Annotated in this window: 20 protein-coding genes; 9 read left to right on the top strand and 11 right to left on the bottom strand. The window is 62.5% G+C overall.

All coding sequences use genetic code 11. The annotated features are described in order from the left end of the window. Positions 1 to 98: 98 nt before the first annotated feature. The 5 genes from F561_RS0114630 to F561_RS0114650 all read left to right on the top strand — a co-directional run bounded on the left by F561_RS0114630 (position 99) and on the right by F561_RS0114650 (position 4,731). Positions 99 to 761, top strand: coding sequence for an AzlC family ABC transporter permease (locus F561_RS0114630; protein WP_019010709.1), 663 nt, complete (start codon positions 99 to 101; stop codon positions 759 to 761). Next, positions 758 to 1,054, top strand: coding sequence for an AzlD domain-containing protein (locus F561_RS0114635; RefSeq protein WP_019010710.1), 297 nt, complete (start codon positions 758 to 760; stop codon positions 1,052 to 1,054). Before F561_RS0114630 ends, F561_RS0114635 begins: the two co-directional genes overlap by 4 nt. Positions 1,055 to 1,231: 177 nt before the next feature. Then, positions 1,232 to 2,959, top strand: coding sequence for a PASTA domain-containing protein (locus F561_RS0114640; protein ID WP_019010711.1), 1,728 nt, complete (start codon positions 1,232 to 1,234; stop codon positions 2,957 to 2,959). A 39-nt stretch (positions 2,960 to 2,998) separates the two neighbouring features. After that, on the top strand, positions 2,999 to 4,132 hold the full coding sequence (locus F561_RS0114645; protein ID WP_026298935.1) for a cysteine desulfurase family protein: 1,134 nt from the start codon (positions 2,999 to 3,001) through the stop codon (positions 4,130 to 4,132). Beyond that, positions 4,129 to 4,731: an HD domain-containing protein gene (locus F561_RS0114650; protein WP_245556530.1), complete on the top strand. Its 603-nt coding sequence runs from the start codon at positions 4,129 to 4,131 to the stop codon at positions 4,729 to 4,731. Before F561_RS0114645 ends, F561_RS0114650 begins: the two co-directional genes overlap by 4 nt. A gap of 78 nt (positions 4,732 to 4,809) precedes the next feature. Here the strand turns inward: F561_RS0114650 and F561_RS0114655 are convergent, their stop codons facing one another. After that, on the bottom strand, positions 4,810 to 5,622 hold the full coding sequence (locus F561_RS0114655) for an SDR family oxidoreductase (protein WP_019010714.1): 813 nt from the start codon (positions 5,620 to 5,622) through the stop codon (positions 4,810 to 4,812). Positions 5,623 to 5,790: 168 nt separating this feature from the next. On the opposite strand from F561_RS0114655, the gene F561_RS0114660 reads away from it, so the two are divergent. Then, positions 5,791 to 6,321, top strand: coding sequence for a TetR/AcrR family transcriptional regulator (locus F561_RS0114660; protein WP_019010715.1), 531 nt, complete (start codon positions 5,791 to 5,793; stop codon positions 6,319 to 6,321). A gap of 111 nt (positions 6,322 to 6,432) precedes the next feature. Here the strand turns inward: F561_RS0114660 and F561_RS0114665 are convergent, their stop codons facing one another. From F561_RS0114665 to proS, 8 genes are all read right to left on the bottom strand, one after another. Continuing rightward, positions 6,433 to 9,249, bottom strand: coding sequence for a valine--tRNA ligase (locus F561_RS0114665; RefSeq protein WP_019010716.1), 2,817 nt, complete (start codon positions 9,247 to 9,249; stop codon positions 6,433 to 6,435). Then, the gene (locus F561_RS0114670; RefSeq protein ID WP_051096937.1) at positions 9,242 to 9,751 is read right to left on the bottom strand and encodes an NUDIX hydrolase; all 510 of its coding nucleotides are present in this window, start codon (positions 9,749 to 9,751) and stop codon (positions 9,242 to 9,244) included. Before F561_RS0114670 ends, F561_RS0114665 begins: the two co-directional genes overlap by 8 nt. Before the next feature lie 377 nt (positions 9,752 to 10,128). Further along, on the bottom strand, positions 10,129 to 10,284 hold the full coding sequence (locus F561_RS28910) for a hypothetical protein (protein ID WP_019010718.1): 156 nt from the start codon (positions 10,282 to 10,284) through the stop codon (positions 10,129 to 10,131). 33 nt (positions 10,285 to 10,317) lie between these two features. Next, entirely contained in the window at positions 10,318 to 10,863 is a 546-nt protein-coding gene (locus F561_RS0114680; RefSeq protein WP_157451892.1) for a hypothetical protein, read from the bottom strand. Between the two features lie 194 nt (positions 10,864 to 11,057). After that, complete coding sequence (locus F561_RS0114685) at positions 11,058 to 11,579, bottom strand: DUF4388 domain-containing protein (RefSeq protein WP_019010720.1); 522 nt, start codon at positions 11,577 to 11,579, stop codon at positions 11,058 to 11,060. Positions 11,580 to 11,830: 251 nt separating this feature from the next. Further along, complete coding sequence (locus F561_RS0114690; protein ID WP_019010721.1) at positions 11,831 to 12,970, bottom strand: NAD(P)/FAD-dependent oxidoreductase; 1,140 nt, start codon at positions 12,968 to 12,970, stop codon at positions 11,831 to 11,833. 307 nt (positions 12,971 to 13,277) lie between these two features. Next, positions 13,278 to 13,943, bottom strand: coding sequence for a DUF1345 domain-containing protein (locus F561_RS0114695; RefSeq protein ID WP_019010722.1), 666 nt, complete (start codon positions 13,941 to 13,943; stop codon positions 13,278 to 13,280). A gap of 101 nt (positions 13,944 to 14,044) precedes the next feature. Further along, a complete protein-coding gene (gene proS / locus F561_RS0114700; protein ID WP_019010723.1) occupies positions 14,045 to 15,544 on the bottom strand; it encodes a proline--tRNA ligase in 1,500 nt (499 codons plus the stop codon). A 142-nt stretch (positions 15,545 to 15,686) separates the two neighbouring features. On the opposite strand from proS, the gene F561_RS0114705 reads away from it, so the two are divergent. After that, a complete protein-coding gene (locus tag F561_RS0114705; RefSeq protein WP_083922460.1) occupies positions 15,687 to 17,147 on the top strand; it encodes a TrkH family potassium uptake protein in 1,461 nt (486 codons plus the stop codon). Positions 17,148 to 17,192: 45 nt separating this feature from the next. After that, positions 17,193 to 17,852: a potassium channel family protein gene (locus tag F561_RS0114710; RefSeq protein ID WP_019010725.1), complete on the top strand. Its 660-nt coding sequence runs from the start codon at positions 17,193 to 17,195 to the stop codon at positions 17,850 to 17,852. A gap of 110 nt (positions 17,853 to 17,962) precedes the next feature. Here the strand turns inward: F561_RS0114710 and F561_RS0114715 are convergent, their stop codons facing one another. Both F561_RS0114715 and F561_RS0114720 read right to left on the bottom strand, forming a co-directional pair. Further along, entirely contained in the window at positions 17,963 to 18,442 is a 480-nt protein-coding gene (locus tag F561_RS0114715) for a hypothetical protein (RefSeq protein WP_040380882.1), read from the bottom strand. Between the two features lie 38 nt (positions 18,443 to 18,480). Then, entirely contained in the window at positions 18,481 to 18,957 is a 477-nt protein-coding gene (locus F561_RS0114720) for a hypothetical protein (RefSeq protein ID WP_157451893.1), read from the bottom strand. A gap of 146 nt (positions 18,958 to 19,103) precedes the next feature. On the opposite strand from F561_RS0114720, the gene F561_RS0114725 reads away from it, so the two are divergent. Beyond that, positions 19,104 to 19,949 carry a transposase gene (locus F561_RS0114725; RefSeq protein WP_019010328.1) on the top strand — a complete coding sequence of 282 codons (846 nt, stop codon included), beginning with the start codon at positions 19,104 to 19,106 and terminating at the stop codon, positions 19,947 to 19,949. Positions 19,950 to 19,968 lie beyond the last annotated feature (19 nt).

The raw sequence follows: 19,968 nt of genomic DNA on the forward strand, positions 1-19,968 counted from the left end.
CAGACATGTCAGGGCGTACCCTTTGGGGCGTGTCTCTTCCCATTGCGGCCCCGCCCTCCGCCTTCTGGCCCCCCTTCTGGCGGGGGTTCCGTGCGCTGATGCCGCTGTGGTTGGGCATGGTTCCTTTTGCGGTGGCCTACGCGGTCACGGCGCGGGCAGCGGGCCTCGGCGTGCTGGAAACGCAACTGATGAGCGTCACCGTGTTCGCGGGCGCGTCGCAATTCGCGGCGGCGGGGCTGTTTGCCAGCGGAGCCAATGCGCTGGGTATCGTCGCCACCACCGCCCTCCTGAATGCGCGGCATGTGCTGTACGGCCTCAGCCTCTCGCGCACGCTGCCGCTGACCCGGCCTCAGCGGGTGCTGGCTGCCCAATTCCTGACCGATGAAGCCTACGGGGTGGCGGTGGTGCGCGGGCCGCAGGAAGCCGGGGGCCTCAGCTTCGCTTTCCTCTTGGGCGCGGAACTGAGCCTGTATTTCATCTGGAATCTGTCTACGTTGGTGGGCGCACTGGCAGGCGCGGTGCTGCCCGATCCGGCGGCGCTGGGCGTGGCCGTCGTGTTTCCGCTGGCCTTTCTGGGTTTGCTGGTGCCGCTGCTGAAGAGCCGCGTGACCGTGCTGGTGGCGCTGGCGTCGGGGCTGGGGGCGTGGGGCCTGTCGCGCTTTTTGCCGGGCGGTCTGGTGATTTTGCTGGCTGGAATTGGTGGGGCGTTGCTGGGGGCGCTGCTCTCTTCCCGTAACCAACCGCAGGAGGCCCAGGCATGAGCGTGCTGCTGGTCATCTTTCTGATGTGGGCCGTGACCTACCCGGTGCGCTGGCTGGGTCTGAGTTTGGGCCGCCTGCATCTGCCTCCCTTCTGGCTGTCGTTTCTGCAATTCGTACCGGTCAGCGTGTTTGCCGCCCTTGTGGTGCCCGAAGTGCTGGGTAGCCCCGAATGGCCCCGCCGCCTGGTGGCCTGCATGGTAGGCGGCCTGCTGATGTGGCGCACGGGCAGCCTTGCTCCCGGCATTCTGGGCGGATTCGCGGCGTATTGGGTGGTCAGGGGAGTGGGGTTTTAGGGGTGGATCGTAAAGATGTGAAATGAATCTCTAGGGTTTGCCCACAGCCCACACCCAACAACCTACAGCCCTCATTCCCACCTGCGCCGTTCCCACGCTCGACGATCCACCCACTACGATCCTACTCACCACAACCCACTTACCACTTCCCCCTCCCCGCGCTATGCTATTCCCCGCATGACTGGCCCAGAACCACGCTCACAACAAAACCTCGGAGCGCTGCCGCCTCCGGCAGTCATTGACGGCAAATACGAGGTCGTGCGCGAGGTTTCGCGGGAAGGCAACGTCACGGTCAGCGAGGTACGGGCAGGCGAGGGCGTGACGCGGCGGGTGGCGTGGTTCGATGTGAGTACGCCCGCCGATCGTCAGAGTTTTCATGCGTACCGCACGGCCCTCAGAGCTGTGCAGCCTGCGGGCCTGACTGATGTGGTGGCGCGGCCCGGAGCGTACTACGCGGTGTGGCAACCGGTGGCGGGGCTGCCGCTGGCCGATCTGCTGGCCCAGCCCAAAAAGCAGGAAGAAACCGTGGAGGCCCTGCGCGAACTCACCGCGAATCTGGCCGAAAACGGCTTTGCCCTGAATGACGCCGATGTGGTGCTGGACGGCCTGGAGCCGCGTGTGGCCTACCTGCGCCCCGCTCCGCCCAACCGCACTCCCGAAGAGGTGGCCTCGCTCAATCAGGCGGCGCTGGTTCCGCTGCTGGGCGGTAAAATCAGGCGCAAGCGGCAGCCGGGTGCGTGGCTCACCTTTATTCCGGGGCTGCTGTTTCTGGGCGGCGCAGCCTACCTTGGGGCGCAGGCCGCGCAGGTGTACCTGAATCCCCCAGTGCGGGAGGTCGCATCTGTGACGGGCCAGAATGCCCAGACGGCGGCTGGTGCACTTGCCAAGGACGGCTTTCTGGTGGAATACACCGATGGAGAGAGTGCGGGCCTGCCCGTGGGCGCAGTGATTCGCCAGGATCCGGTGGCCGGAACCAACCTGCCTGTGGGCCGTCAGGTCGTGCTGACCGTCAACAATCCGCCCCCGCTGACCGTGCCGAGGCTGGAAGAACTGACGCCCACGCAGGCCCGCGCCGCCCTGCGTGACCTGTCGTTGGCGCTGGGCAAGGTGGTCAAGGTGGACGGCAGCCTGACCAATACTCCGGAGGGCCGCATCATCGCGCAGTTGCCCGAACCCGGCGCGACCATGCAGCGCGGTCAATCGGTGCAGATCATGGTGTCTACGGGAGTGCAGGGCAAGGAAACCTGGATTGCCGACCTGACGGGCATGACCTACGCGCAGGCCCGCGAGCACGCCCGCGCCGCCGGACTGGTGGTGACCAAGGTGGCGCAGCAGGCCAGCGACCGCACCGAAAACACCGTGCTGGAGCAGACGCCTGCGCCGTACGTGCGCGTGGCGGTGGGTAGCCCAGTGACGCTGACCGTCGCCACAGCCCGCTATACCGCTCCCAGCCTGCCTGCCGGAAGTCTGCCCCTGCCGCCGCCCTATGTACCGTCGGTGCAGCAGCCTGAAACCCCCGTGCAGCAACCTGCCCAACCTGATCCCACGCCCGAATCCGTGCCCGAGCCGGTGCCTGAGACGACGCCCGATCCGGTGGTGCCTGACGCCCAACCCGTCACGCCCGACACCATCCCGGCCACCCCGCCCGCCAGCGAGGCGACCCCAGATGCCAATACCCCGGCTTCCCGCAGTATCAATTTCCAGTACACCTTTCCCACCGATCTGCCTGCCGGAAGTTACACCATCGTGGTGCGCGATCTGGACGGAGAGCGCGAGGTGTTGTCGGCCACCGATAGCGGTCAACTGGCTGGAGCCACCGCCAGCAAGAGTGCCCTAGCTGTGCGCGGCGATACCGTATTCCTGATCCGCCGAGACGGGCAGGATTACGCCACCGTGACGCCCTGACGTTTGGCGCAGACTCAACTGGCGCACACTGAAGCTCAGATGATCTATCTCGATTACGCGGCCACCCATCCCATGACCCCGGAGGCTCTGGCGGCCTATGCACAGGCGGCGGCGCTTCCGGGCAATCCGGCCAGCGTGCACGGCGCGGGGCAGGCGGCCCGCGAGCGGCTGGAAGAAGGGCGGGCGCGGGTGGCCGCTGCCCTGAACACCGATCCCCGCAACCTGATCGCCAACAGTGGCGGTACCGAGGGCGACAACCATGTCGTGCTGGGCATGGCGCGGGCGTGGCAGGAAAAACACGGCACACCCGGCCACCTGATCACCACGCCCACCGAGCATTCGGCGGTGCTGGCCCCCGCCCGCTGGCTGGCCGCGCAGGGCTGGGCCGTCACGTTTCTGGCCCCCGACCCGCATGGCCGTTATCATCCCGACCAGTTGGCCGAGGCTCTGCGCCCCGATACCGCCCTGATCAGTATTCACCACGCCAACAACGAAATCGGCACCGTACAGGACACGCCCGCGCTGGCTGCGGTGGCTGCTGCGGGGGGCGTGCCCTACCACTCCGACGCGGTGCAGGCTCCCGGCGTGCTGAAGATGGATGTGGCCGCGTGGGGCGTGACCTTTGCCACCATCAGCGCCCACAAATGGGGCGGACCGCGTGGCGTGGGCTTCCTGTACGTGCGGCGCGGCACGGTGCTGCCTGCCATCACGTTGGGTGGCGGGCAGGAAGGCGGCCTGCGCCCCGGCACACAGGACACGGCGGGCGTGTACGCGGCGGGTGTGGCCCTCACCCACGCCGAGGAGCAGCGGGAAGCCACTTTTGCCCACCTGTCGGCGTCGCGAGCGCGTTTTCTGGAACGTATCTCGGGCATTCCCGACCTGCGCGTCAACCATCCACCGGAAGGCAGCCCCAAAGTCGTGTCGGTCACGCTGCCGGGGGCCGACGGAGAAGCCCTGCTGATGAATCTGGACATGCTGGGCATCGCCGCGAGTGCCGGGAGTGCCTGTGCCGCCGGAACCATGCAGCCCAGCCATGTGCTGACCGCCATCGGTTTATCTGAATCCGACGCCCGCGCCAGTCTGCGCTTTTCTTTTGGGCGGGCCACCACTGAGGCCGAGATAGACCGCGCCGCAGAAGCTCTGGCACAGGCCGCCGCATGGAGCCGGAGTTGACCGTTCCCGCCCGCGAGGTGGCCGAGCAGCTCTTGCTGGAGGCCGAAGCCCTGAACCCCGGCGCTTGGGTGCCGCACTCGCGCCATGTGGCGATGGCCGCCCAGTACATTGCAGAGCAGCATCCCGCCCTCGACCCGGAGCGGATGCATACGCTGGGGCTGCTGCACGACATCGGGCGGCGCACCGGGCCAAACCGTGACCGGCACATTCTGGACGGCTACGACTTTTTAACGGCGCTGGGCTACGAAGATGCGGCCCGAATCGCCCTGACCCATTCCTTCGCCATTCCCGATCTGGCAACCCTGCAAGGCCCCTGGGACGGCACCCCCGATGAACTGGCCCGCCTGGGGCTATTGCTGGCACCCGTCACCCTGTCGGAAGAAGATCGCCTGCTGCAACTGTGCGACATGCTGGCCCTCCCAGACGGCTTTTGCACCATCCATGAGCGGCTGCTGGATGTGGCCCTGCGCTACACCGTCAACGGGCGCACCCCGGAAAAATGGCGGGCGCAACTGGCTCTCAAAGCCCACTTCGATGAGGTCTGCGGCGTCAATATCTACCGCCTGCTACCGGGATTGGTCGAGCGGCTGCTGAGGTAAGACAAAAACTGGATGGCAAGCCCCAGAGTGTTGGGTTGCCATCCAGTTTTGGTACAAGAATCAACGGAGTGTTTTCGTTCAGTCGCCCAAGAAGTTCTGGCGGATGGCTGCGCGGAAGGTTTCGTCTCCCACTTGCAAGCGCTGGGCATACACGGCCTGAGCATCTGCGCCCGCCACATACCGCAGTTTTTCTTTGCCGTCGGTCACGGCTTCCCAGACCACGGCGGCGATCTGTTCGGCGGTAGACCTTCCGAGTTCGCGGGTGGGATCGGAGAACACGGCCCACACTTTCTGCATGTCCTCGGCGTAGGCTTCGTGCGCCGCCATATCCAGCGAGCGGTTGGCAAAATCGGTGCTGATGCCGCCGGGAGACACAGTTTTCACGGCAATCCCGAAGCGTTTCAGTTCAAAGGCGAGGCTTTCGCTCCAGCCTTCCAGCGCCCATTTGGTGGCGTGGTAGGCCGAGTTCATGGGGAAAGTGACCAGCCCGCCGATAGAGGTGGTCGTGACGATGACCCCTGATCCCCTGACGCGCAGGTGCGGCAAAAACGCCTGCGTGACCCGCATGACGCCCAGCAGGTTGGTGTCGATCTGGCGCACCATCTGGGCATCGGTCATGCCTTCAAGGGGGCCAGCTAGGCCGTAGCCCGCATTGTTAAACACCACGTCCACATCGGCCTGTGCAAGAGCCTGCGCCACAGTGCTTTTGATCTGCTCGGGGTTGGTCACGTCAAGGGGCAGCACGGTGATGTTGCTGTGTGCGGCGAGGTCTGCGCCGTTTTCGGGGGTCCGCATGGTGGCAATGACGTTCCAGCCCTGCTCGGCAAAGAGGAGGGCGGTGGCGCGGCCCAGGCCAGTGGAAGCTCCGGTAATAAAGATGGTTTTGGGCATGGGAATTCTCCTGAAGGAAAGGGGGTAAAGGATGGGGCTTTAAATCGCTTTGACACTTTTTATCAATTTGTCAGACTTGCCTGGTGGTTAGTATTGACGTCATGACAGAATTTGTCAATAGTGTGCTCTACTGGTACGGAGAGCGCCCGATCACGGCCAACATCCCCCATGACCCAAGACCTCAAACGCCAATTTGTAATCCAGCAAGCCTACGAGGTTTTTGCCCGCTACGGCTATGGCCGCACGACCATGGGCGATCTCGCGCAGGCGGCGGGGATGTCGCGCCCCGCGTTGTATCTGGTCTTTTCCAACAAGCAGGACCTGTTTAAAGCGGTGATCTGCTGGATGAGCGAGCAGGGCCTCCAGCAACTCGCCGCCGAGGTGGACGCCCTCCCTGATCTGGAAAGCCAACTGAACCACGCCTGCCTGCAGTGGATTTTAAGAGGCAGGCAGCTTGCCAGCACGTACCCGGACGCCGCCGACCTGTTCGATACCAGATTTGGCGCAGTGACCCAGTTGTACGCCGATTTTCGCCACTTCCTGAGCGGCCTCCTGATCAGGCACGGGCGTGACGCCGCAGAGGATCTGGCATTTTTGCTGATGACCTCGCTCAAAGCATTCAAGTCAGAGATTCAGGATGAAGCCGAACTCCGCAAGATTATCGCGCTGCAGGTCAGCCTGATTGCCAGAGCTGGATGACGTTTTGGGCTGGATGACGTTTGGCAAGGGGTTGGGTGGCAATCGGAGCACGCCTGAACCAACCACCCCCGACACCTTCCGGCACGGGGGCGATCTGGTCAAGCTCAGGGCTTAGGCGAACTGCGCCAGCACCTGCTCCAGTCGTTCTTTCTGAAGGCCGAAGTCCTGCACGCGGCGTTTTTCTTCCTCGATCACTTCGGCGGGGGCGCGGGCCACGAATCCGGCGTTGTCCAGCTTGCCCTGCGCCTGCCCAATCTGCTTGCTGAGTTCCGTCAGGCGTTTGCGCTGCTTGCCCAGCCAGTCCTGCACGTCCACGGTGCCTTCCAGCGGGGCGCGGATGATCACACCCTGCTCCACGGCGCTGAGGGTGCGGCCTTCCAGCGTGGGCACCAGCGTCACGCGGGCGATGGTTTCCACGACCCTTGCATTCTGAGTCACCAGCGCGGCCTGCTCGCCTTCCACGGCCATGCCGAGGCGGTCTTGCGGGGCGAGGCCCAGCTCAGCTTTCAGGCTACGGGCGGCGCTCACGGCTCCGCGCAGGGCGGCAAAGGCGCGGGTGGCTGCTTCGTCGTGCAGCACGGGGTTTTCCTGCGGCCAGGAGTGCAGCGCCAGTTGGCGGCGGTGGCCGAGGGCCGCGTACACCTCCGAGGTGACAAAGGGCATGAAGGGATGCAGCAGCTTCAGAATATGCTCCAGCACGGCCTTCAGCGTTGCCAGCGTGCCGAGGTTGCCGCTGCTGAGCGTGGGCTTGGCCGCCTCGATGTACCAATCGCAGAACTCATCCCAAGTAAAGGCGTACAGCGTGCGAATGGCCGCGCCGATGTCGAAGGCGTGCAGGTGGGCCGTCGCTTCCGCCGTCACCGCGTTCAGGCGGCTGATGATCCAGCGGTCTGCCAGCGTGAGGTCGGCGCGGGCCTTCAGGGTGGTCAGGGCGTCGCCGGAACGCAGCGGATCAGAGCCGTGGAGGTCGGCCTGCTCGGTGGCGCTCCGCACGTAGCGGGTCAGGCTGTCGTCTCCGGTCAGTGTGGGCGCGGCTTCCCCGATTCGCATCAGCGCAAAGCGGGAGGCGTTCCAGAGCTTGTTGGCAAAGTTGCGCCCCTGCTCGAAGCGGCGCGGATCGTGGCGAATATCCTGCCCGCCCGTGCTGAGGCTGGCAAAGGCGAAGCGGCAGGCGTCCACGCCGTACTGGTCGAACAGAGCCACCGGGTCGATGCCGTTGCCCTTGCTCTTGGACATCTTCTGGCCCTTGCTGTCGAGGTACAACCCGTGCAGCATCACCGTGCCGAAGGGAGCCTGCCCGGTCATGTGGTATCCGGCCATTTCCATGCGCGTCACCCAGAAAAACAGGATGTCGTAGCCCGTGACCAGTACCTGAGTCGGGTAGAACTTGCGGAAATCCTCGCTGTCGGTGTCGGGCCAGCCCAGCGTGGAAAAGGGCCACAGGTTGGAAGAAAACCAGGTGTCGAACACGTCGGGGTCACGGCGCAGGGTCAGGTGGGCGTAGCGCGGGTCTTGGTCGCAGTCCAGTTCCGGGTTCTCGGGGTCGGGCACGTACACGTTGCCTTCCTCGTCGTACCACGCGGGAATCTGGTGGCCCCACCACAGTTGGCGGCTGATGTTCCAGTCACGGATATTTTCCAGCCAGTCGCGGTTCACCTTGGCGTAGCGCTCCGGCGTCAGCGTGATTTCGCCCCGGTCCAGCCCCTCCAGCACCTTGGCGGCCATCGGTTTCACGTTCACGTACCACTGCGTACTGATGATCGGCTCCACCGGAACCTTGGTGCGCTCGCTCAGGCCGATGGCGGTGATGTGGTCGCGCTCCTCGATCAGGTCGCCACTTTCGACCAGTGCGGCGGTCACGGCCTTGCGTGCGGCAAAGCGTTCCATGCCCCGGAAGGCGTCCGGCACGAGGTCGGAAGTCAGGTTGCCGTACAGGTCGATGACGCTGGGGCGGGCCAGTCCATGCCGCTCGCCCACCTCGAAGTCGGTGGCGTCGTGGGCAGGCGTGATTTTCAGTGCGCCCACGCCAAAGCCCATTTCTACGGCTTCGTCGGCAATGATCGGAATCAGGCGGCCCGTGAGAGGAATCCGCGCCTGCTGGCCCACCAGGTGCTTAAAGCGGTCGTCTTCGGGATGTACGGCGATGGCCTGATCGGCAAAAATCGTTTCCGGGCGCACGGTGGCAATTCGGATTTCCCCTATTTCACCGTTGCTGGCGGGCTGGGTGGGGTCTTCCAGTTTGTAGGCCAGCGTGGTCATCTTGCCCTTGCGTTCCTCGCGGTCTACTTCCAGTTCGCTGAGGGTGGTCTGGGCCGCCGGGTCCCAGTTCACGATCCGTTCTCCCCGGTAGGCCAGCCCCTCGTGATACAGCCGCACAAACTGGGCACGCACAGCGCGGCTCAGGCCCTCGTCCATCGTAAAGCGCTCGCGGGTCCAGTCCACGCTCACGCCGAGGCGGGTCAGTTGGCTCAGAATCACGCCGCCCGACTGCCCTTTCCAGTCCCACACGCGTTTCAGGAATTCCTCGCGCCCCAGATCAAAGCGTGACTGGCCCCCTTCCCGAAGCTGCTTTTCGACGACTCCCTGCGTGGCGATGCCCGCATGATCCATCCCCGGCAGATACAGCGCCTCGAAGCCCTGCATGCGCTTGAAGCGGATCAGCGTATCGATCAGGGTGTTGTCCAGCGCGTGCCCGAGGTGCAGGTTTCCGGTCACGTTGGGCGGCGGAATCACGATGGTAAAGGGAGGCTTGCCGCTGTTGGCATCGGCCCGGAAGGGTTCGCTGCGCCAGCGTCCGGCCCAAGCGGGTTCGATGGCGGCGGGGTCGAATTGCTTGGCAAGGGCCGACGTGTTTTCGGTGAGGTCGGGCGCAGTATCGGGGGAGATGGGGTCGGTCAGGCTGGTGTCGGCGGGGGTGGGGTCAGTCATGGGCAAGGCTCCTGTTTGGATCGTGCTGATTCAGGGCGTGTGATTCGGCAAGGTAAGAATGCAGGTGGGGCAGCGCGGCGTCCATTTCCCAGCCCAGTTCGGGTTGTCTCAGGTCGGCCCAGCGGAAGGCGAAACGGTGGTCGTCTGCATGCTGAATCCAAGTTTGGGGCAAGTCGTCGGGTGCGGCAAAAGCGAAGGCGTAGCAAACTTGGCGGGTGAACCGTTCCGGAAGTTGCAGTTCCCAGCGGTAGGCGGCCAGAAAGTGCGAGGTGCTGAGCGTCAGGCCGGATTCTTCCCACAGTTCGCGCCGTGCGGCTTCGGCTGGAGTTTCACCCGCTTCCACGCCGCCCGCGGGAACCTGCACGCCCGCATCAGGCACATCGGCATGATCGAACACCAGCACCGATTGTCCGTGATAGACGAAGCAAAGTACCTTTTCGCGCAGGCCCAGAGCCTGGGCGTCGGCCCCTGCCTCAGCTTCGGAATTGTAGAATGTGACCACCAATTCACCTCCAGCTTTCTGTTCCACGTTGCATAAATACAAAAAACGCCTCGTCCGCCGAAATTGCTTTCGGACGCGGACGAGACGTGAGGCTCTGTATCCCGTGGTACCACCGCACTTCCCTGCTGAATGCAGGGCGCTCTTGCTGCGCTGTAGCGGGCGCACCCGGACGGCTCTACTGTTCTCCGCACCAGCTCATGCGGAAAAGTTCTGCCATCGTGCTCGCGGGCGACGTTCTCTGGTGGCCTGACCGCCCCGGCTCTCAGTCTCGGCGGGGCTTCCTGTGGGGGCCGAACATTCTGATACGAACATTCCAGATACTCTTCCCGGTCACTGCTCCATCAGTATACGGCGTGGGGCGGGCCAGAGAAGCGCCGTCACTCTGCGGCAGGCGCAGTGGGCAGATCAGCGATTTCAAAGCGGTACAGCAACGGTTTTTTTAAGAATCCACGTGGCACGGCCACCGTCACCGAGCGGTAGGGCACCCCCGTCACGCTGACTCCCACCGGAAAGGTCAGCACCTCGCTTCCCACGCGGGCGCTCCGGTCACCGATGTCCAGCAGGCCTTAGGCGCGGCTCAGGACATCGTAAGGGTGCTGAATCATGACCGTCAGTTTGACCTGCTGACCGACCAGGCTCCGCAGTGGGTTGGCCTCCTGTTCAAAAGAGGTGCGGATCTCATCGGGCAGGCGCTCGCGCGTTACCTTCACGGCCAGCGCATATTCGCCCACCGGGAAGACCACCTCGCGGATGAGGGTCACGCCGTCGCCCTCAGCCTCGCGGAAGGCTTCAAGCAGGGCTGTGCGGCGGTTTTTCATCAGGGTAACGGGCGCGGTGGTGCCTCCGGTGCTGCGCTGCCCCATCGGAAAATCACCACGCCGAATAAAACGTTCGGCCTGTAACAGGGTTTCTTCGCGGGTGCGGAAGGCCCGCTGCAATACGGGTTCGTGCGGTTGCCAGTGGCCGCCCGGCCCGCGCTGCATCCAGTCCACCCACAGCTCGAAACGGTCCTGGTATTGCCAACTGGGATGCGCTCCGGCGGCAGGCGGTGCAGCTCGCCCCACAGTACCCTCTTGATTCTGCGGGCCGGGTCTAGACGTGATCGCGCTCATGCGTATCCTCCACTGCCCCTATCATGCCTGAGCTGGCGGGTGCCTGGGCAAGAGCGTCTGCATGGCAGTCTCATCTCGGCTGCGGAATCTGGCCCAGCCGTCAACCTCTGGCAGAGGGGCGGCTCCTGCATCAAACGTTGGTGACTCGGCCACCACGCACTTTTCCTCGCTACCAGTCTTCTCAACGGCTGTCTCTAGCCGACTTCAATCAGGCCCGCCGTCAGGAAGGGTTTGAGCGTATCGAGCACCTGACGGGGGGGAAGGCCGCTGCGGTCAAGCAGAGTACGCAGGGCGACGCCGTCGGGGATCAGGCTCAGGGCGCGGTATTGGTTGCGTGTCACAGGTTGGGTATCGTTCCAGCGGGCTGTAAAACGTACAGGTCTGTCCCAGTCCGGGAAGGAGCGCAGAAGTACGATCCAGGCTTCGTTGTCGTCCAACATGCGGCGCAGGGTCGAGTCTCGCCGCAGGGCCAGCGTGCGGGTCGGCGGAATCAGGTTCGGCTCGAATTGAAACTGGCCGCCGTCCAGACTCGCCAGCATTTGCAGGGCCGCCTCGCCGCTGAGATTGCCCGATTGGGCATGAATGACTTCGCCGGGATCGAGCCACAGTGTCCCGCCGCGTGGGTGCTCGACGCTAAAACGGCCTGCCCGCCCGCTAGACAGCAGCATCTGCATCACCGACAACAGAGGAAAAACAGCCAGATCGCCACGTACCATGAGTAAACGCATTCTAAGGGCTAGGAACTTGAAAGGGCAGGGGTCAGCTTGAGCCGCTGGTGGGGTGGGGGGGTGGGGCGGCAAAATCCACCTTCGCGGCATCCCCTCCGGTCAGTTGTGCAGATTCTTCTTTGCCTCATCACAATGCCATGTCATCCATACCCGCCCTACGAATTTCGGTCATGAAGGCCAAAAAAAGGGCCAAGCAAGGCAGAATGCCCGCTTGACCCTCTGGTGCTCTTTGCTCAGCTTCAGTCGATGCTGGCTCGCCAACGCCATTCGCTGGCCCGCTTCATCACGTGGGCGAGACCGCCCGTGATCGCCAGTTTCTGGTTCCAGGGAAGCTTCATCCAGCCCACGGCCATCAGGCCGCCGAGGCTGACGAACTCGCCCAGAGTGGTGGGTTCGTAGGCTTCGACCTCTTCACCTTTGGCAAGGCGCATCAGGTTCTTGCCCGTCAGGCGGCCCTGCTGTCCGGCGTGCTGCGCGGTGGTCGGCACCGGCTTGCCTTCCTGGTTCAGCGCCAGGCCCATGTCACCGATAATAAAGACATCGGGGTAGCCCTTGGCCCGCAGTTCTGCGTCTACAGCGATGCGTCCGCCGGGGCCTTTTTCCAGCTTCTCGCCCTTGACCACGTCGCGGGCCTGAATGCCGCCCGTCCAGATGATCTTGCCTGCGGGAATGACTTTCTGCTCGCCTTCCGCGGTCTGCACGGTTACGCTGTCGGCGGTGGCCTGCATCAGTCGGTGGCCGACCAGAATGTTGATGCCGTACTCTTCCAGCGTCTTCTGGGCCTTCATGCGCAGGGCTTCATCCAGAATGGGCAGGATTTTGGGGCCAGCTTCCACCAGATGAATCTTGAAGGGGGGGAGGCCGCGCTCCTTGCTCAGCAGTTCGGCCCGCTGCGCGAGTTCGGTCACGAGTTCCACACCCGTCAGGCCCGCACCGCCCACCACGATGTCGCGGTTGCCGTGGTAATCGTTGGCAAATACGCGGTTCACGTAGTTAAAGATTTCGTCGGCGTCGCTGAGTTGCTTCAGCTCGCTGGCGTTTTCGGCAAGGCCGGGAATGCGGTAGAAGTTGGTCACGCTGCCCAGGCCCACGACCAGGGTGTCGTAAGTCAGGACGCGCCCGTCTTTCAGGGTGACTTCCTTATCGTCCAGGTTCACGCCTTCCACCTGCGCCTGCTCCAGATGCACGCCGGTGCCTTTCAGCAGGGGCGCGAGGGGCATGGTCACGCGGGTGTTGTGCGCGGCAGCTTCGTGCAGGCGCGTTTCAAAGGTATGAAAGGCGTTTTGCTCGACCAGCAGCGTTTCCAGGTCGGGAAGGGGTTTCATTTTGGTGGCAACTGCAAGGCCTGCGTAACCAGCGCCGAGGATCAGGGTCTTCATATACTTGCTCCTGTGGGGGAACCGCTGGGGCAACCCCCAAGATTCCTGTGAATTGATTCACGAGGTGGGTTTCAGGCAGACTCCCGCCTGTCTAACGTTCCACAGTGTACACCCTACACCAACTCACCGCGCCTCTTTGAGGCGGAACTTTTGGTTGTATCAAGGCGTTGCTGGATTGAACACTAAGAATGAAAACATCGTCTGGGTCGGCGTTCTTTGTGCACGCATTCCCCTGAACCCAGTCTAGATGCTGTTACGGGCCGCGTTGCAACTTTTGATGCAGTTCGGCCACGGCGGCGGGGGTTGTTTAGCCAACCAATCCGGCCACAGCATTGATCGTGACCGCAATAATCACGGTCACGAACACATACGACAAGACGGCGTGCCCCAACAGCAGGCGGCGCATGGCTCTGGAGGTCAGGTTGGTATCGCTGACCTGAAAAGTCATGCCGATGGTGAACGACAGGTAGGCAAAGTCCCGGTAATCGGGGTCTTGCAGCAGGCCGTCTTCTCCTTCCAGAAAATTGACGCCGCGTGCTCCGTCGTCGTAGTAGCGGTGGGCGTAGTGCAGCGTGTACTGGGTGTGCACCAAGAGCCAGGACAGCACCACCGTCAGAACCGCCAGTGCGGTCATGCCGGTCTTGTCCAGCCCTTCTTTCGGGCCAGCCTCATGCAGCGCAAAGCCCACGCCGACCAGGCTGACCAGGGCCGTCAGCGTGGTCAAAAAGGCAGCAACGGCGCGGGTATCGTCTTCGCGGGTGGCAATCCGGCGGGTGCGCTCGCCGTCAGCCCGCAGCATGATGATCCACAGGCGGCTGAGGTGGACCGCGCAGAACACGGCCCAACCCAGCAGGGCGCGACCTTCCCAGGGCAACCCACGCGGCACGAAGACGGTGAGCAGGAACCAGACCAGCGCCCCTGCCCCCGCTGCAACCGCCAGATGCAGGCCAGCGGTTCTGGATTCATGGAGCATGGAGCAAGGATAGTGCGTGGAGGGAAGGAGGGCAGGAAGGGCAACCGTTGTGCTCACCGCGCCTTCCCACTCCCCACCACCCACCTCCTACACCCGGTTTCTCAGTACTGACGTCCGAAAATCACCCGTTTGCCATACGCCGCAGGCTTTCCGGTATGCACGCATACGCCTTCTTCGGCATCTGCAAAAAACTCGGCGTCGTCCAGTGGGATGTTGCGGGCGGTGGCCTTGGTGTCTTCCTTGATCTGGCGCTCGCTTTCGGGGTCGCCGCAGTGGAAGGCCCGAACCCATTTGCCCGCTTCGATGGCGGCCTTAAATTCTTCGTAGGTGTCCACGCTCACCGTGTTTTCCAGCATGAAATCGGTGGCGCGGGTCAGCAGCCAGCTCTGGATTCCGGCCAGACGGTCCACCATGCCGCCCACCGCATCGGCGCGGGCCAGGGTTTCCTTGTCGCTGCTGTTGCGGTTCTTGACGACTACCACGCCCGATTCGAGGTCGCGGGGGCCAAGTTCCACGCGCACGGGCACGCCCTTCAGTTCCCAGTCGTTGTACTTGAAGCCGTTACTGACACCGTCGCGTTTGTCCACCTTCACGCGCAGGCCCGTTGCCCGTAATTCGGCGGCCAGTTTCTCGCCCTCGGCCACCATTTCGTCAAAATTGTCCTTGCGGCCCACCGGAATCACGACCACCTGAATGGGGGCAATGTTGGGCGGCATGATCAGGCCCTGATCGTCGCCGTGGGTCATGATCAGCGCACCGATAATCCGGCTGGAAATGGCCCAACTGGTGGTGTGCGCCCAGTCTTCCTTCTGCTCGCGGGTCTGAAACTTCACGTCGAAGGCTTTGGAAAAGTTCTGGCCCAGATAATGCGACGTGCCCGATTGCAGCGCCTTGCCGTCGCGCATCATGCCTTCAATCGAGTAGGTTGCCACTGCGCCCGCAAAACGCTCGGAGGCGGTTTTTTCGCCGCGTACCACGGGCAGGGCCAGCACATCCCGGCAGAACTCGTGGTAGATGTCCAGCATCTGGCGCACCTCGGCCCGCGCTTCGGGTTCATTTACATGCGCCGTGTGGCCCTCGTGCCAGTAAAACTCGCTGGTCCGCAGGAAGGCTTTGGTCCGCAGTTCGGCGCGGAATACGCTGCCCCATTGGTAGTGCAAAAAGGGCAGGTCGCGGTAAGAATTCAGCCAGCCGCTCCACATGTGCCCGATGATGGTTTCGGAGGTGGGGCGCATGACATACGGCTCGGCCAGCACTTCGGTGCCGATCTTGTTGACCGTAAACAGCTCGGGTGCAAAGCCTTCAACGTGGTCGGCTTCTTTCATGATGAAGCTCATGGGAATCAGGGTGGGGAATACCAGAGATTCGTGCCCGGTGGCCTTGAAGCGGTCATCCAGCCAGCGCACGATGTTTTCCCAGAGGGCCGAGCCGTAGGGCTTGATGACCATCGCACCTGCAACGGGGCTGTTGTCGGCCAGGTCTGCCTTCTTGACCACCTCGTTGTACCAGTCGTTAAAATCCACGCTCTGAGGCGTCACGCCGTATTGCTGCGCCTTCTTGTCGTGGCCTTTGTCGTTGTTGCCCTTGCCGTCCTTAGTCATTGGATGCAGGATAACGGGTTCGGTGCCGCTCTAGGCTTTCGGGCTTAATCCGTCCTGGTTGCGGGCCTGTCGGCAGGGGTGTATCCGGTGGGGGGCGGGTCAGGCGACGGGGCAGGGCCAGTGGTAGAATCCGCCGTTCCCCATGACGCGCCCCCCACGAACCGACCCAAACCCGTCCCGGTTGCCCGAAGGTTCCCGCTCCGGCTCCAATCTTGGCAACTCTGGTCTGGGCGGCGCGACACCGGGAGGAATCAAGAAGCCGCTGCTGTCGCGGATCAGCCCCCCGCAACTGATCGCTCTGTCGTTTGCCCTGGCAATCTTGGTGGGCGGCTGCCTGCTGGCACTTCCGATCATGCACACGCCGGGTCACGACATCAATTTTTTGCAGGCTCTTTTTACGGCCACCAGTGCGCTGTGTGTCACGGGTCTCAATGTCGTCGATCCCAGCACGGCCTTTAACCGGTTGGGGCAGGTGGTCATCATGCTGCTCGTTCAGGTGGGTGGACTGGGTATTATTACCTTTGGCACGGTCTTTGCGCTGATCATTGGCCGACGCGTCAATTTTTCAGAGCGCATCCGTCTGGCCCAGCAGGTCAGTGCCTTCGATGTTGGCGGGGTGCTCAGCCTGATTCGCAATATTTTTCTCTATACCTTTCTGATAGAGCTGACGGGCGCGGTGCTGCTGTCGTTCCGCTTCGTTCCGCTGGAAGGCTGGGGGCGGGGGCTGTTCTACTCGGTTTTTCACTCGGTCAGTGCCTTCAATAACGCCGGATTTGCCCTGTATTCCGACAATCTGGTGCGCTTTGTGGGCGATCCCCTGGTCAGCATGACCATTGCCCTTCTGATTATTTTGGGCGGCATGGGCTTTCTGGTGCAGCTGAACGTGGTGGCCCATCTGCTCAATCCGCGCCGTAACCGCATGTTGGTTCACAGCAAACTGGTTCTCACCATGATGGGCGTGCTGCTGGCCGTCGGAACCCTGACGTATCTGCTGCTGGAATGGAGCAACCCCAAAACCCTCGCGCCGCTGGGCTTCGGCGATAAATTGCTGGCCTCCTTCTTTCAGAGTGTGACCACCCGTACCGCCGGATTTAACAGCCTGGATTACGGGGCCATGAATCTGGCGACCCTGTTTATCACCATCATCCTGATGTTTATTGGCGCAAACCCCGGCTCTACGGGCGGCGGCATCAAAACCAGCACCTTTTACGTGATGATGGCAAGTGCCTGGAGCATGGTCCGTGGGCGCGGTGAAGTTAACCTGTTTCGCCGCCGCATAGATCAGGACACCGTGATCCGGGCCATGACCGTGGGTCTGCTCAGCATCGGCCTCGTGAATGTCATGTTCGTGCTGCTGCTGATTTTTAATACCAATCCACAGGTCACATTCGTTCAGATGTTCTTTGAAACGGTCAGTGCCTTCGGAACGGTGGGCCTCAGTATGAATGCCACTCCGATCATGGCCTCCGATCAGCACGTCATTCTGATTCTGCTGATGTATCTGGGCCGGATCGGGCCGCTGACCTTCGCCGTGGCTTTCAACTCGCGTAACAGCGCCGAATTGGTCAAATATCCACCCGAAAAAGACATCATTATCGGCTGAACTGTTCCCCAGTATTTTCTCGGCCACAAAAGGAAACCCGCTGAAATGAAAACCAAACAATGTTTAGTGATTGGCCTGGGGCGCTTCGGAACTGCCGTCGCCACCACCCTCTACGAGATGGGGCATGAGGTCGTCGCCATCGACCAGAACGAGGAAAATGTAGAACGGGTGATGAACCTCGTGACGCACGCGGCGGTCGTGGATGCCAGCGACGAACGGGCGCTGAGGGCCATCGGTGCTTCTGAATTCGATGTGGTGGTGGTGGCTATCGGCACCGATGTGCAGGCCAACATTCTGGCGACCATGAACGCCAAGAGCCTCGGCGCACCCTATGTCGTCACCAAAGCGATTGATGAGATGGCTCGCCGCGTGCTGGAGCGCATTGGGGCCGATCTGGTGATCCGGCCCGAACACGATATGGGTGTGCGCCTGGCCCGCCAGATTGCCACCCCCAACATCGTGGACACGCTGGATCTGGGGGGCGACTACGCCATCGTAGAAATCGAAGCCAACGAGCGTTTAAGGGGCACGCTGCGCGACCTGAACCTCACCGGGCGGTTCAATGTGCAGATCATTGCCATCAGCCGGGGCGGCAAGGTAGAAGTCACCCCCCGCGCCGAAGACGACCTGCGCCCGCACGACAAATTGGTCGTGATCGGGACAGCGCACAATCTGGATGACCTGCGGCGCTACTTGGGGGAATAGGACAAAACTCCCTTGGTGGGGAGTGGAAAGAGCCGTCACCCGGCGTCATCTGAGACCGAATGCCTTAGTAGTGGCAACAAAATCGTCTTTCTTTATCGATCACTTCCTGCCTACCGCTTTTCTTCCCGGATGATCCCGCAACTCAGGTTTCCCCTGACTTCCAGCGCCTCGGTGATGGTCTGTGGGGGCAACTGGCCCTGCAAGGTGGTGGCCGCCGACAGGGGAACGGGAGCCAGTCCGGGGACCTGAAGACTGGCCCGCGTGGTGGGCGTCATCAGGCGCAGCTTGCGTTCCAGGCAGGCGGCGTCGTTGGTATTCAGTGTGACCGGGCGGGCGTCCGTGCCACCCTCCGACGGATTGATCAGCATGACTGTGACTGGCTGGGCGCTGAACCTGCTGAGGGTCTGCTCGGCCCTCGCCTGCCCGGTCAGTGCCGCCGTTGTTGCGGCCAGCAGCGGAAGAAGGGCCGCGATTGCCCAGACTGCCCCGGCCCGCGCCGCGCCCGGACGCAGCAGCAGCGTGCCCAGTCCTGCGGCACAGACCAGGGTCAGCAGCAGATACAGGGCAGGCAGCGGGGCAGCAAACGACATGGGCGTCAGTGTAATACGGAAACTGTGAACGGCCTTCCTCAGCGGGCGCGTTCCCACCCCGATGCCTGCTCCCAGGGATCGTCGTAGGGTGATTCCGTACTGTGCAGAGATGGCTGCAGGGGGAGGGTGAGCGGGGCCAGTCGGGACGCACTCAGCGGCTGAGGCTGTGTCCACGGCACCGATCCGCAGGCAAAGCTACCCGGCGCACCCAGGAAGATGATCTGGCTGCCTCTTTCCAGCCGCCCAGTGCAGCCCTCCAGTTGCTCTCCGATTTCGGCCAGGACCCGTTCCAGAAAAGCGTTGGCTTCGGCAGCCAATCCCGCCGACTGGAACGCGGGCAGCGCGTACACCAAGCTGGATACGCTGCCCAGTAATTCGCTGACCCCCTCCGGCCAGGGCGGAAGTTGCCGGAGAGTGTCGGCAGTCAAAATAAACCCGCCGCCAGTCTCGCTTTGCAGCAAAAAGACCTGCTGCACGTGTTCTGCACAGGAACTGCCTGAGGGTAAATCGGACATATGGGCAGCTTAGATAAGCACCAATGATCAGCCCGTGATCGAGAGCGCCCAGACGACCCTGCTCACTCCCGCAATCCGTACGATTTATTTAGAACCTCGGGTGCTAGGGGGTAGCTCAGGGGAGCTGAGAAAGCGGAAGCTCCGGTATGGCTACCAAAGAACTTCCGCTTGCCCAGAATACCGTTGAAGACCTGTTCACCCTCATTTACGTCTACGTGGATGATTATGTGCAAGCCGCTGCGTGCAGCGGCTTATTTGTGCTCCCCCACGAACCGAATCAGAAGGGGAGTTACAGCGAACTGATGACCATCGCACTGGTCGGGGAATTGCTCGGTGAGGTGTCCGGGCAGAAATGGTTGGCTCAAGTGCGTTCGACGTATCGGGCGCTGTTTCCATGCTTACCGGATCGCAGTCGATACCTGCGCATCCAGTTGAATTTGGAAACTATTTACGCCGACCTTGCGCTGAGACTGCCCCACTTCGACGACGACACCGTGTACGTCATTGACAGCAAACCGCTTGTCCACTGCAAGGGGACGCGCTACGCGCGACCCCGAGCCATGAGTGAGGCAGGCAGTGGACGCGGTGGGCATGGGGGTTACGGTGTCAAAGGTCGATTCTATGGGTTCAAGCTGCATGCCATCATTGACGATCATGGCATGATCGTTCGCTTTGCTCTGGCTGCTGGAAATGAGAGCGATCCACCCCTCGCGCGTGCCCTCCTGAACGCAGGCGAAGGTGCCTTGGTGCTCGGTGATCGGGGCTATCAAGGCTGTGGCGTCTACGCGCAACCCAAGAGCAACATGAAGCAACCGCGCCCCTGGTGGGGCGCCATGCGATGGGTCAGAAAGACCATTGAGGCGGTTTTTTCTCGACTGGATCGTTCATTTCAGTTGATGCTGCCGCAGCTCAATTCCTTCCGATCTATTCGCGCTCATGTCTGCCGAAAAATTGCCGCTCACAATTTGGCCTTGTTCTTTGGCGGCCTTTGATCCCCTAGCACCCGAGGTT

Origin of the sequence: Deinococcus aquatilis DSM 23025 (genome assembly GCF_000378445.1) — a bacterium.
Taxonomy (GTDB): Bacteria; Deinococcota; Deinococci; order Deinococcales; family Deinococcaceae; genus Deinococcus; species Deinococcus aquatilis.

Coding starts and splice junctions, on each gene's coding strand:
- F561_RS0114630 (WP_019010709.1), top strand. CDS start 99: ATGCCGCTGTGGTTGGGCATGGTTCCTTTTGCGGTGGCCTACGCGGTC.
- F561_RS0114635 (WP_019010710.1), top strand. CDS start 758: ATGAGCGTGCTGCTGGTCATCTTTCTGATGTGGGCCGTGACCTACCCG.
- F561_RS0114640 (WP_019010711.1), top strand. CDS start 1,232: ATGACTGGCCCAGAACCACGCTCACAACAAAACCTCGGAGCGCTGCCG.
- F561_RS0114645 (WP_026298935.1), top strand. CDS start 2,999: ATGATCTATCTCGATTACGCGGCCACCCATCCCATGACCCCGGAGGCT.
- F561_RS0114655 (WP_019010714.1), bottom strand. CDS start 5,622: ATGCCCAAAACCATCTTTATTACCGGAGCTTCCACTGGCCTGGGCCGC.
- F561_RS0114660 (WP_019010715.1), top strand. CDS start 5,791: ATGACCCAAGACCTCAAACGCCAATTTGTAATCCAGCAAGCCTACGAG.
- F561_RS0114665 (WP_019010716.1), bottom strand. CDS start 9,249: ATGACTGACCCCACCCCCGCCGACACCAGCCTGACCGACCCCATCTCC.
- F561_RS0114680 (WP_157451892.1), bottom strand. CDS start 10,863: ATGAGCGCGATCACGTCTAGACCCGGCCCGCAGAATCAAGAGGGTACT.
- F561_RS0114685 (WP_019010720.1), bottom strand. CDS start 11,579: ATGGTACGTGGCGATCTGGCTGTTTTTCCTCTGTTGTCGGTGATGCAG.
- F561_RS0114690 (WP_019010721.1), bottom strand. CDS start 12,970: ATGAAGACCCTGATCCTCGGCGCTGGTTACGCAGGCCTTGCAGTTGCC.
- F561_RS0114695 (WP_019010722.1), bottom strand. CDS start 13,943: ATGCTCCATGAATCCAGAACCGCTGGCCTGCATCTGGCGGTTGCAGCG.
- proS (WP_019010723.1), bottom strand. CDS start 15,544: ATGACTAAGGACGGCAAGGGCAACAACGACAAAGGCCACGACAAGAAG.
- F561_RS0114705 (WP_083922460.1), top strand. CDS start 15,687: ATGACGCGCCCCCCACGAACCGACCCAAACCCGTCCCGGTTGCCCGAA.
- F561_RS0114710 (WP_019010725.1), top strand. CDS start 17,193: ATGAAAACCAAACAATGTTTAGTGATTGGCCTGGGGCGCTTCGGAACT.
- F561_RS0114715 (WP_040380882.1), bottom strand. CDS start 18,442: ATGTCGTTTGCTGCCCCGCTGCCTGCCCTGTATCTGCTGCTGACCCTG.
- F561_RS0114720 (WP_157451893.1), bottom strand. CDS start 18,957: ATGTCCGATTTACCCTCAGGCAGTTCCTGTGCAGAACACGTGCAGCAG.
- F561_RS0114725 (WP_019010328.1), top strand. CDS start 19,104: ATGGCTACCAAAGAACTTCCGCTTGCCCAGAATACCGTTGAAGACCTG.